Here is an 11,363-nt window from a genome sequence, read left to right on the forward strand (position 1 = left end):
GCCCGTAGCCCCGGGGGGCGAATAGTCCGCTATGCCGCCGGTGGCACATGGCGGGATTACGCCATGCCTCGATCCGCCCCGGACAACTCTCCCCAAACAGCAGTCACTTACGTGAAGCTAAGCGGTCATCCGGTACCGAATTCCGGACCCTTTCGACCTTACGTACAGGGATGCTGATGACCCCCGAAGCCACACCCTCCACACCCATATCGCAGGCGAGACGTCCAAGACGGGCGGCCCGTCTCGCGATAGCCGTCGGTCTGACCGCCGCGCTCTCCGCCGCCGGGCCCATACCCATGGCCTTCGCGGCCGACGACGACCCCGGCGCCCCTGCCGCCCCCGCCCCCAAGGACGCCGCCGGCAAGCTCGGTTCGGCCGACGCCGACCTGCTCGCGGAGGCCAAGGCGGACGGTGAGAAGACCGTCACGATGATGGTCGCCACCGCGCCCGGCGCCACCGAGAAGGTCGCCGGCCAGCTCGACGCCGTCAAGGGCGGCTCCGTCGGCCGCACCGACGACAAGCTCGGCTACGTCCGCGCCTCCGTGCCCACCGCGAAGGCCGACGCCGCGATCGAGGCCGCCGGGAAGCTGTCCTCCGTGCACGGCATCGATCTGCGGCACGAGATCGAGCTTGACGATCCGACGCCCGCCGCCGACCACGCCAAGGGCGCGGACGTGGCGGCGCAGGGGATGTACGCCGGGCCGGACAAGAACACCCCGGCGAAGAACCCGTACAACCCCTCCTTCGAGACCGGCGCCGTCGACTTCGTGAAGAAGAACCCGAAGGCGGACGGCCGCGGCACCACCATCGGCATCCTCGACTCCGGCATCGACCTGGGTCACCCCGCGCTGCAGAAGACCACCACGGGCGAGCGGAAGATCACCGACTGGGTGACCGCGACCGACCCGATCGTGGACGCCGACGCGACCTGGCGGCGGATGACCAACCCCGTCACAGGGCCCGTCTTCACCTGGGACGGCCAGACTTGGAAGTCCCCGGCGGGCTCGTTCCAGATCAGCCGGTTCAGCGAGAAGGCCACCACCGGCGGCGACGCCAAGGGCGACCTGAACCGCGACGGCGACACCACCGACACCTGGGGCGTGCTCTACGACCCGGCAGCCGGGACGGTGCACGTCGACCTGAACGACAACAAGGACTTCACCGACGACGACTCGATGAAGCCGTACAAGGACGGCCACCAGGTCGCCTACTTCGGCAAGGACGACCCGGCGACCGACGTCGTCGAGCGCGTCCCGTTCGTCGTCGAGATCCGCAAGGACGTGCCGACCGACCCGTACGGCGGCGACTGGGTCGGCAAGAAGGCCGACTTCGTCAACATCGGCCTCATCGAGTCCGAGCACGGCACGCACGTCGCGGGCATCACCGCGGCCAACGGCCTGTTCGGCGGCAAGATGAACGGCGCCGCGCCCGGCGCCAAGCTGGTCTCGTCCCGCGCCTGCACCTGGACCGGCGGCTGCACCAACGTCGCGCTCACCGAGGGCATGATCGACCTCGTGACGAAGCGCGGCGTCGACATCGTCAACATGTCGATCGGCGGCCTCCCGGCCCTCAACGACGGCAACAACGCGCGCGCCGAGCTCTACAAGCGGCTCATCGACGAGTACGGCGTGCAGCTGGTGATCTCGGCCGGTAACTCGGGCCCCGGCGCCAACACCATCGGCGACCCGAGCCTCGCCGACAAGGTCATCTCCGTCGGCGCGTCCATCTCCAAGGACACCTGGGCCGCCAACTACGGCTCCGTCGTGCGGAAGCCGTACGCGATGATGAACTTCTCCTCGCGCGGCCCGCGTGAGGACGGCGGCTTCGCGCCGATCATCTCCGCGCCGGGCTCGGCCATCAACACCACGCAGACCTGGCTGCCGGGCGCCCCTGTCGCCGAGGCTGGCTACAAACTCCCCGCCGGCTACTCGATGTTGCAGGGTACGTCGATGGCGTCCCCGCAGGCGGCGGGCGCATCCGCGCTGCTCCTCTCCGCCGCCAAGCAGAAGAACATCGCGCTGCCCCCGGCCAAGCTGCGCACCGCGCTCACGTCGACCGCGGACCGCATCCGCGGCGAGCAGGCGTACGCGCAGGGCACCGGCCTGATCGACATCGTGGGCGCCTGGGATGCCATCAAGTCCGGTGCGAGCGCGCACGGTTACACGGTGAAGGCGCCGGTCGACACCGCCCTGGAGCAGGAGCTGAAGAAGCCCGGCACGGGCATCTACGACCGTGAGGGCGGCCTGAAGGTCGGCCAGAAGCGGACGTACGAGGTCACCATCACGCGGACGTCGGGTCCGGACCGCGCCGTGCGCCACGAGCTGGACTTCGAGAACAACCACGGCGGTACGTTCCGGCTGCTCGGCAACGACGAGATCTCGCTGCCGCTGAACAAGCCGGTGACGGTCAAGGTCCAGGCGAAGGCCGGGTCCGCCGGGCTGCACAGCGCGGTCCTCACCGTGGACGACGAGCGCACCAAGGGCGTCGACCAGCAGATCATGTCGACGGCTCTCGTCTCGGCGCCGCTCGCCAAGCCGTCGTACACCTTCTCGGCGTCCGACTCGGTGCAGCGCAACAGCACCAAGTCGTACTTCGTGACGGTGCCCAAGGGCGCCAAGTCCCTCGAGGTGGCCCTCGGCGGCTTGAAGGGCAAGAGCCAGACGCGGTTCATCGCGGTGCACCCGTACGGCGTCCCGGTCGACTCGACCTCGTCGCTCGTCTGCTACCCGAACTACGAGAACCCGGCCAACACCTGCCGTCCCGACCTGCGTTCGTACGCGGACCCGCAGCCGGGCGTCTGGGAGATCGAGATCGAGTCGCGCCGGACGTCGCCGCTGCTCGACAACCCGTACAAGCTGGACGTCGCCGCACTGGGCGTCGCCTTCGACCCCGCCGTGCAGAAGGTCCCGGAGGCCAAGGTCGGCACGCCGGCGCCGGTCTCCTGGAAGGTCACGAACAACTTCGCCGCGGTCGACGGCAAGCTGAAGGGCGGCCCGCTGGGGTCGTCGAAGGCCGCGCGGCCCTCGATCAAGCAGGGCGAGACGCAGACCACGACCGTGGTCGTGCCGGAGGGCGCCGAGCGGCTCGACGTCGCGATCGGCTCGACGTCCGACGTGGCGGCCGACCTCGACCTCTCGGTCCTGAAGGACGGCAAGGTCGTCGGTTCGTCGGCGGACGGCGACTCCGAGGAGTCGGTCAGCCTGCCGAAGCCCGCGGCCGGTACGTACGAGATCGAGGTCGACGGATACTCGATTCCCGCCGGGAGCACCGAGTACGACTACCTGGACGTGTTCTTCTCGGCGGCGCTCGGCGCGGTCACGGTCGACGAGTCGGCGCCGGTGAAGCTGGCCAACGGCGCTTCGGCCGACGTCAAGGCCGAGGTCGTGGCGAAGGCCCCGGCCGCGGACGGCCGTGCGCTGTTCGGCGAGGTGTCGCTCCTGAACGCGGGCGGCACGGTCGCCGGCAACGGCAGCGTGTCGATCGAGAAGGTCACCCCGTAGCGGCCTTTCCTTGAGGCCTCTCCTTTTTGAGGCCTCTCCTGGGGGCCTCTCTTTGAGGCCGCCATTCCCCGATTCCGGCCGGGCTGGATTGCTCCAGCCCGGCCGGCGTCTTGCTCCGCCGGCTACCCGGGAGCACCCCCGGCCACCTCGACCGTCACCTCGTGCACCGCGTTGCGCGCCCCTTCCAACGGCTGCACCCGGCCCGCCCGGTCCGTCGCACGGCAGCGGATGCGGTGCGCGCCCGGCGTCAACTCCCGGACCAGGGCGAAGCGTTGCCAGGTGGGCCCGGCGCCCGGCGCGTCCACCGCCGCGGACTCCCAGGGGCCACCGTCGACCGAGATGCCGACCGCCACGATCTCCGTCGTGCTCCAGGCCCGCCCCGAAAGATCGACGCCGCCGGCCGCGACGCGCGCGCCGTCCCGTGGCGCGAACAGCTTGCTGCTGACGTCCACTTCACGCACCGGGGTCGCCTCCGTGTCACCCGGCAGGACACGGTTGTAGAACCGCGTGGTGAACATGTTGTCCGCCCTGCGGTCGGCCAGCACGATCCGGGTCAGCCACTTCACCGAGTTCGTGCCGAACATCCGGGGCACCACCGCCCTCAGCGGATATCCGTGCTCGGCACGCAGCGGCTCGCCGTTCATCCGGTGGGCGAGGAAGACGTCACGGCGGGCCACGTCCAGGGGCAGGTCCTTCATGTACGTCAGGCCGTCCTCCCCGTGGAAGGACCCCGTGTCCGCGCCCTCGAACCAGACGTGCCGGGCCGCCGCGCGAGGCACCGCCCGGTCGAGCAACACGGCCAGCGGCACCCCCGCCCACTCCACCTGCGCCACCGCCCGCGTCGGCACGTCCGGCGCGAAGGGACTCCCGAAGCACTCGTGGAAGGCGGGGAGCCGCTCGGCCCCGAGCGCAAGCACGGCGGCCATGTCAAGGCGCAGGGGACGCTCGACAAGGCCCTCCACGGTCAGGGCCCAGTCGGCGACGTCGATGTCCGGCACGCCCAGGTGCTTTCTGACGAAGACATCGTCCAGCGGGGTGAAGTCGGGCTCAGGCAGGGGCACTTGGCTCATCATGTAGCAACCATAGGGGCCATTCGGTCCTTACGCGCGGAGGTCGTGCCAGCAGTTTCCGACAGCAGCCGACCCCTAACAGCTGAGGCCCTCCGCCCCGGGCAGCGCCCGCTCGATCCACGCCCGCTCCTTGGCGATGGCCGCATCGCCCGTGGACCAGATGTCCGGCGACACCCCGCCCCGCGGGATGCCGATCAGCGTCCGGTCGCCAGGGCGCAGCCGCGGGTCCACGTCCACGTTCATCACGAACGTGATCCGCTTCTTGCCGCTGTCCGGCTTGTAGTAGCGGGAGACGTCCAGGACGATCCGGTCCTGCTCGGCGCCGGGAATCGCCTCGACCCGGCGCACCGTCCCCTCCACGATGAGCCGCGCGCACGCCACGTACCCCTCGTCCGTGAGGTCCTCGGCAGCCCCGTCGTTCGCCTTGCCGTCGTCCGCCGTGCCGTCCTGCGCCTTGCCGTCCCCCGGCGCCGCTCCCTTCGCCGAGTCGGCGTCACTCTGGGTGATGCCGCCACCACTGTCCACCGCGAGCCAGCCGAGCCCGCCGATCAGTGCGGCGGCCGCCGTGGCGGCGGCCAGGGCGAGCGCCGGCGCGCGGCGGCGCCGCACCCCGGCGGGGCGCACGGCGACCGCGGGCCCCGGTGCCGGTGCCGGCCCCGGAGCGGCGAGCGCGTCACCCGCCGCGGTGAGCCGCTCCCGCAGCAGTGCGACATCCGCGACGGCCGCCGCATGCTCGGCGAGGAACTCGGGATCATCGCGCGCGTCGTCCGGCACGGGGTCGCCCGTGACCGCAAGCATCAACGCCTCGTAGCCCTCGTCGTACGTCCCAGGCACCGTCACACCACCTCGCCCTCGTGCAGCCGCGTCCGCAGCACCCGTACCGCCGAGTGCAGCCTGCTCTTGACCGTGCCCTCCGGGATGCCCAGCTCGTCGGCGATGGCCCGGACCGGCAGATCCGCGTAGAACCGCAGGACCACGACCTGCCGCTGGGCGTCCGGCAGCTCGCCGAGCCCCTGCGTCACGGCGAGGGACAGCGCCCGCGACTCCGCCCCGTCCTCGTCGGTGGTCTCCCGCCACAGCACGGCAAGCCGCTCCCCAAGACGCTCCTGCCTGCGGCGTGCCCGGTGCCAGTCCATGGCGAGGTTCGACGCGACCACCGCCGCCCACGCGGACACGTCACGCGGCGCCTCGCGCCCGTCCGCGGCCCGCTCCAGAAGCTTCAGCCTGACCTGCTGGACGCCGTCGGACAGATCGGCCTGCGGCACCCCGCCGAGCGCGAGCACCGCCCGCACCCGGTCCTCCTGGGCCGCGTCGAGCGGATCCGCCTTCTCGTGCCGCTCGGCGGCCCGTCGCGTTTTCCTCCGCAGCAAGGCACCCCTCCCATCCCCACGTTTCCCCTAGGACGCCGGGACGGCCCGAAACGTTCGCCGACGGCCACCGGGATGTGACATCCGGTACTCGGGGATGTGACATCCCGTACTTCGGACAATGGATTGGACAAGGCGACGGTGGACAGACGCATCATGGAACGCACCCCGAGCGCCAGGTCAGCGGGCCACGCGCATGCACATACGGAGGACATCCCTGTGAAGGTCGGAATCGTCGGAGCCACCGGTCAGGTCGGCACGGTCATGCGCAAGATCCTCGCCGAGCGGAAGTTCCCGCTGGACGAGCTGCGTCTGTTCGCCTCGGCCCGCAGCGCAGGGACCGTCCTGGACGGCGTGGCGGTGGAGGACGCCTCCACGGCCGACTACACGGGCCTGGACATCGTGCTCTTCTCCGCCGGTGGCGCCACCTCCAAGGCCCTCGCCGAGAAGGTCGCATCGCAGGGCGCCGTGGTGATCGACAACTCCTCGGCCTGGCGCCGCGACCCCGACGTACCGCTGGTCGTCTCCGAGGTGAACCCGCACGCGATCGCCGACCGTCCCAAGGGCATCATCGCCAACCCGAACTGCACGACGATGGCCGCGATGCCGGTCCTGAAGCCGCTGCACCAGGAGGCCGGCCTCACCGCGCTGGTCGTGGCGACGTACCAGGCCGTCTCCGGCTCCGGCCTCGCCGGCGTCGATGAGCTCTTCGAGCAGGTCAAGAAGGTCGGCGAGGACGCCCCGAAGCTCACGCACGACGGCTCGGACGCCGAGTTCCCCGAGCCGGACAAGTACGTCGCGCCGATCGCGTACAACGTGCTTCCGCTCGCGGGCTCCATCGTCGACGACGGCCTGAACGAGACCGACGAGGAGCAGAAGCTCCGCCACGAGTCGCGGAAGATCCTGGAGATCCCGGGCCTGAAGGTCTCCGGCACCTGCGTGCGCGTGCCCGTCTTCACGGGGCACTCGCTCCAGGTCAACGCCCGCTTCGAGCGTCCGCTGAGCCCCGAGCGCGCCACCGAGATCCTCGCATCGGCCGAGGGCGTCGTCCTCACCGACGTGCCGACCCCGCTGGTCGCGGCGGGCAAGGACGACGCCTTCGTGGGTCGGATCCGGGGCGACGAGACGGTGGAGAACGGCCTGGCCTTCTTCATCTCCGACGACAACCTCCGCAAGGGCGCGGCGCTGAACGCCGTGCAGATCGCGGAGCTGGTGGCGGCCGAGCTCAAGGGCTGACGACGTCCTGCTTCTCCGTACGGTCCTCCATACGGTCCTCCGTACGCTTTTCCGTACGCCGTCGGGGGCGGGCACCGCTGTGCGGTGACCGCCCCTTTCGCGTGCCCGCGACCGCCACCACGAGCAGCGCGAGCACCGCGAGGCCGCCGCCCAGCCACAACACATCCGTCACCCCGCGGCTGTCCGCGACCAGGCCGCCGGTCAGCGCGCCCAGGGCGATCGCCGCGTTGAACACCCCGGCGAAGAGCGCCGACGCCGCCTCGCGGGCCCCCGGCGCCGCGGCCATCACCCACTGCTGGGTGGAGACCGAGACCCCGCCGTACGTCAGTCCCCAGGCGATGAGCAGCGCCACCGACGCGAGCAGCGAACCGCCCGCGGGCCCCATGAGGAGCACCACGGCGCCGAGCCCGGCGCTGATCGCGAGCAGCGCACGGCGCGGGTCGCGGGCCGCGAAGGCGCCGCCCACGAAGTTCCCCGCGATGCCCGCGACGCCGTACGCGAGAAGCAGCCCGCTGATCAGCCCGGCGCCGAGATCCGGCACCCGCTCCAGGACCGGGCGCACGTAGGTGTACGCGGCGAAGTGTCCTGTCACCAGGAGCAGCACCACCAGGAGCGCGGCCCGCAGCGGCGCCGTCCGCAGCAGCCCCGGGAACGCGCCGAGCCGCACCGCCTCGGACGACGGCAGCTTGGGCAGGACCGCGGCGAGCAGTCCCGCGACGGCGCTGGCGAAGACGCCCATGGCCACGAACGCCCAGCGCCAGCCCGCCAGTTCACCCAGGAACGTACCGGCGGGGACGCCGAGCACGGACGCCACCGCGATCCCGCTGAAGATCACCGTGGTCGCCCGCCCGGCCGCCTCCTCGCGCACGAGGCGTACGCCGATACCGGCCGCGATCGCCCACACGCCCCCGATGCAGACGCCCACCACGACCCGCGCGGCGAGCAGCACGCCGAAGGAGGGCGCGAGCGCGGAGAGCAGATTCGCGGCGGCGAGCAGCGCGGTGAGCGTGCAGAGCACCGTCCGCCGGTCGGCGCTGCGCACGGCGACCGGCAGCAGCAGGGCCGCGAGCGCCGCGACCACGCCGGGCAGCGTGACGGTCAGGCCCGCGGTGCCGTCGGAGACGCCGAGGCCGGAGGAGAGGGAGGTGAGGAGTCCGACGGGCAGCATCTCCGTGGTGACGACGGAGAAGGTGGTGGCGGCGACGGCGAGTACGGAGAGGGGCAGGGCGGTGTTGTTCTTCATGGACTCCAGCCTTCGTGGGGCGCCCGCCGGGAACAACGCCGAAGATCTCATCCTTGAATGAGCGAGGCTCATGGATGAGGCGTGGCTCATGGATGAGGCGAGGCTCATGGATGAGCGGATGAAAGGCGGACCGGGTGAGCGGGCTTGAGATACGGGAGCTCGAGTGCTTCATCGCGCTCGCCGACGAGCTGCACTTCGGCCGCGCGGGCGAGCGGCTGTACGTCTCGCAGAGCCGGGTCAGCCAATTGCTGCGGGATCTGGAGCGGCGGATCGGCGCCCGGCTCGTCGAACGGTCGAGCCGCCGGGTGCGGCTGACCCCGTCGGGTGAGCGTTTCCTTGCCGAACTGCGCCCGGCGTACGAGGCGTTGAGCGCCACGGTGGACTCGGCGCGGGAGGCGGCGCGGGGGGTCTCTGGGCGGCTGCGGATCGGTTTCCAGGGGACGGCGGACGCGCGGTTGATGGAGGCGATCACGGACTTCCAGGAACAGCATCCGGCGTGCGTGACGGAGATCGTGGAGATCCCCTTCGCGGACCCCTTCGGTGCGGTGCGGCACGGCGCGGTGGACACCGCGATCGTGCTCCTTCCGGTGGCGGAACCGGACCTGGTCCTCGGCCCGCTCTTCTCCCGCCAGCCGCAGAACGTCGCCGTGTCGGTACGCCACCCCTTCGCGGGCCGGGAGTTGCTGAGCGCGGCCGAGCTGACGGACACTCCGCTGATCGCGGCGGCGGCTCCGGCGCCGGCGTACTGGCGCGAGGCGCACGCCCCTTCCGCCGCGCCCGCGCCGGAGGTGCGCACCCTCCAGGAAGGGCTGACGCTGGTCGCGGCGGGGCGGGGCGCGATGCTGCTGTGCAGTCCCACGGCGGAGTATCACGGCCGCCGTGACGTCACGTTCGTGCCGGTGGAGGGGCTGCCGGACTCGGTGCTCGGGATGGTGTGGCACCGGGACGCGGAGACGGAGCGGGTGCGGGCGTTCGCACGGGCGGTCGCCGCGTCGAGCGTCAGGGCCGCCGCACCTCGAAGTGGAAGCAGCCGTACTCGACGGCCCTGACGTGTACGAGGGCGACCTCGGGGTCGGCGAAGGCCTCCGCGAAGGCGGTGTCGAAGCCGCCGGTGGTGTCCTCGGGGATCTCGAAGAGGCGGCCGCCGATGATGCGGCCTTCGGCGTTGTAGCGGCGCAGGGTGCGGAGGGCTCCCGGGCGGGCGAAGGGGTAACCCTCCCCGGCGGGTCCCGCGCAGTCCTCCGCGTGGATGAAGACGGGCCCCTGCTCGTCGTAGGCACCGGGGGTGGCGCCGGTGTCCGCGGCCCAGCGCCGCAGCGGCGCGTACGAGACGAGGGCGACGCGCTCGCCGGGGGCGATGGGCCGCAGACAGCAGCGGAGGGGGTCGCCGCCGGTGCTGTCCGTGTAGGGCGCGCAGGGCCGCCCCGCGTCGTCGGTCTCACGGAGCTGTTTGAGGGCGAGGGGGTCGATGGGGCGGGGAGTGTATGAGGTGGTGGCCATGGGTCGAGGGTCGCGCGTGCGGGTGGGTGGGGGCTGGCGGATTTCAGACGTGAACTTTCCCCAACCCCGCCCCTTCCCGGCTGTGACATTTGCGGCTCCGCCGAGTTCGTCCTCAAACGCCGGACGGGCTGGATGGGTGGGCAGCTGCGGGGCAATCGGGTGGGTGGGCGGGAAAAGATCCGCCGCGAAGCGGCGGTTCAGACCACCCCTACCAAGCCCCCCGCATCCGCCGATACCCCTCCCCCAGCTCCGCCAGCTCCCCCTCCGTCAGCACGTCCTCCACCCGCACAAATCCCTCCGGCGCCCGCTCCGCAACCGTCCGGAGGACCGTGTCCGCCGGCATCGCCCGGTTCGCCAGGACCACCGCGTTCGCGGACGCCCACCGCTCGGCCTCGTAGGCCCGCAGTCCCCCCACCCGGTCCGGCCCGGCAAAGGCCAGGCAGCGGGCGAGGACCCGTGCGTCGAGCACCGCCTCGGAGCCCCCGCTCGACCCCACGGGGTACATCGGATGCGCCGCGTCCCCGAGGAGCGTCACGGGACCCTGCCCCCACCACGGCAGCGGATCCCGGTCCACCATCGGGTACTCCAGGATCCGCCCCGTCGAGGCAAGCAGCGCCGGCACGTCGAGATCGCCGATGCGCCACCCGGCGAAGTGCGGAAGCACGTCGGAAAGCCGCCCCGAGCGGTTCCAGTCGACGGGCCCCGCCACCCCGTGGTGGTGGACGGGAAACCGCACCTCGGCCACCCAGTTGAGCAGCGCCCGCCCCCGCGTCTCCGCCTCCCGGGAGATCGGGTAGACGACCAGCTTCACGCTCGCGTTGCTGCCCGCGATGGCCATGGTGCGCCCGCCGAGCACCGGCTCCCACTCGGTGACGCCCCGCCACATCCGGATGCCGTTCCACAGCGGCGGCCCCTCCCCGGGGTGCAGCCGCGCCCGCACCGCCGAGTAGAGCCCGTCGGCGCCGATCAGGGCCCGCGCGGGCACCGCGTACTCCCGCCCGCGCGCCACGTCCCGCAGCGTGACGAGCACCGACCGGGACCCCTCGGTCTCGGCGTACCGCACGAACGCCGTGCCCGTGCGCACGGCGTGCTCGCCGAGCCGGTCGCGCACGGCGTCGAGCAGGAGCATCTGCAGGGCGCCCCGGTGCAGCGAGTACTGCGGCCAGTGGTGGCCGCGCGCGACGCCCCGCGGCTCGCTCCAGATGTGGTTGCCGTGCCGGTCGAAGTGGATCATCTCGGCGGTCGGCACGGCCGTGGCGGCCAGCTCGGCGCCGAGGCCGAGTTCCGTCAACTCCCGTACCGCGTGCGGAAGTAGGTTGATGCCGACGCCGACGGGGCGCAGCGCGTCCGCCGCGTCCACGACCCGCACCTCGATGCCCGCGGCGTGCAGACCGAGGGCGGTGGTCAGTCCGCCGATCCCGGCTCCCGCGACGAGTACGTCGATCAT

Annotated in this window: 9 protein-coding genes; 3 read left to right on the forward strand and 6 right to left on the reverse strand. The window is 71.9% G+C overall.

Going from position 1 to position 11,363, the window contains the following annotated elements:
* Positions 1–176: 176 nt before the first annotated feature.
* On the forward strand, positions 177–3,500 hold the full coding sequence (locus tag AB0G47_RS08155) for a S8 family serine peptidase (protein WP_360765457.1): 3,324 nt from the start codon (positions 177–179) through the stop codon (positions 3,498–3,500).
* A gap of 122 nt (positions 3,501–3,622) precedes the next feature.
* Here AB0G47_RS08155 and AB0G47_RS08160 read toward each other — a convergent pair whose 3' ends face one another.
* The 3 genes from AB0G47_RS08160 to AB0G47_RS08170 form a co-directional block, all read right to left on the reverse strand.
* Positions 3,623–4,561, reverse strand: a complete 939-nt coding sequence (locus AB0G47_RS08160; RefSeq protein WP_360765460.1) for a molybdopterin-dependent oxidoreductase — start codon at positions 4,559–4,561, stop codon at positions 3,623–3,625.
* Between the two features lie 84 nt (positions 4,562–4,645).
* Positions 4,646–5,404 (reverse strand): hypothetical protein, encoded by a 759-nt coding sequence (locus AB0G47_RS08165; protein WP_360765462.1) that lies wholly within the window; start codon positions 5,402–5,404, stop codon positions 4,646–4,648.
* 2 nt (positions 5,405–5,406) lie between these two features.
* On the reverse strand, positions 5,407–5,940 hold the full coding sequence (locus AB0G47_RS08170) for a sigma-70 family RNA polymerase sigma factor (RefSeq protein ID WP_266866908.1): 534 nt from the start codon (positions 5,938–5,940) through the stop codon (positions 5,407–5,409).
* Between the two features lie 216 nt (positions 5,941–6,156).
* Between AB0G47_RS08170 and AB0G47_RS08175 the strand changes: the two genes are divergently transcribed.
* Positions 6,157–7,173 (forward strand): aspartate-semialdehyde dehydrogenase, encoded by a 1,017-nt coding sequence (locus tag AB0G47_RS08175; protein ID WP_360765465.1) that lies wholly within the window; start codon positions 6,157–6,159, stop codon positions 7,171–7,173.
* Here AB0G47_RS08175 and AB0G47_RS08180 read toward each other — a convergent pair.
* Positions 7,163–8,416, reverse strand: coding sequence for an MFS transporter (locus AB0G47_RS08180; RefSeq protein WP_360765468.1), 1,254 nt, complete (start codon positions 8,414–8,416; stop codon positions 7,163–7,165). The genes AB0G47_RS08175 and AB0G47_RS08180 overlap by 11 nt on opposite strands.
* A 134-nt stretch (positions 8,417–8,550) precedes the next feature.
* Here AB0G47_RS08180 and AB0G47_RS08185 point away from each other — a divergent pair, with 134 nt between their 5' ends.
* Complete coding sequence (locus AB0G47_RS08185) at positions 8,551–9,465, forward strand: LysR family transcriptional regulator (RefSeq protein ID WP_360765470.1); 915 nt, start codon at positions 8,551–8,553, stop codon at positions 9,463–9,465.
* Here the strand turns inward: AB0G47_RS08185 and AB0G47_RS08190 are convergent.
* Both AB0G47_RS08190 and AB0G47_RS08195 read right to left on the reverse strand, forming a co-directional pair.
* Complete coding sequence (locus AB0G47_RS08190; protein WP_360765473.1) at positions 9,416–9,916, reverse strand: DUF1203 domain-containing protein; 501 nt, start codon at positions 9,914–9,916, stop codon at positions 9,416–9,418. The genes AB0G47_RS08185 and AB0G47_RS08190 overlap by 50 nt on opposite strands.
* Positions 9,917–10,124: 208 nt before the next feature.
* Positions 10,125–11,360 carry a flavin-dependent oxidoreductase gene (locus tag AB0G47_RS08195; protein ID WP_360766528.1) on the reverse strand — a complete coding sequence of 412 codons (1,236 nt, stop codon included), beginning with the start codon at positions 11,358–11,360 and terminating at the stop codon, positions 10,125–10,127.
* Positions 11,361–11,363 lie beyond the last annotated feature (3 nt).

Origin of the sequence: Streptomyces sp. NPDC021622 (genome assembly GCF_040640795.1) — a bacterium.
Classification (GTDB): Bacteria; Actinomycetota; Actinomycetes; order Streptomycetales; family Streptomycetaceae; genus Streptomyces.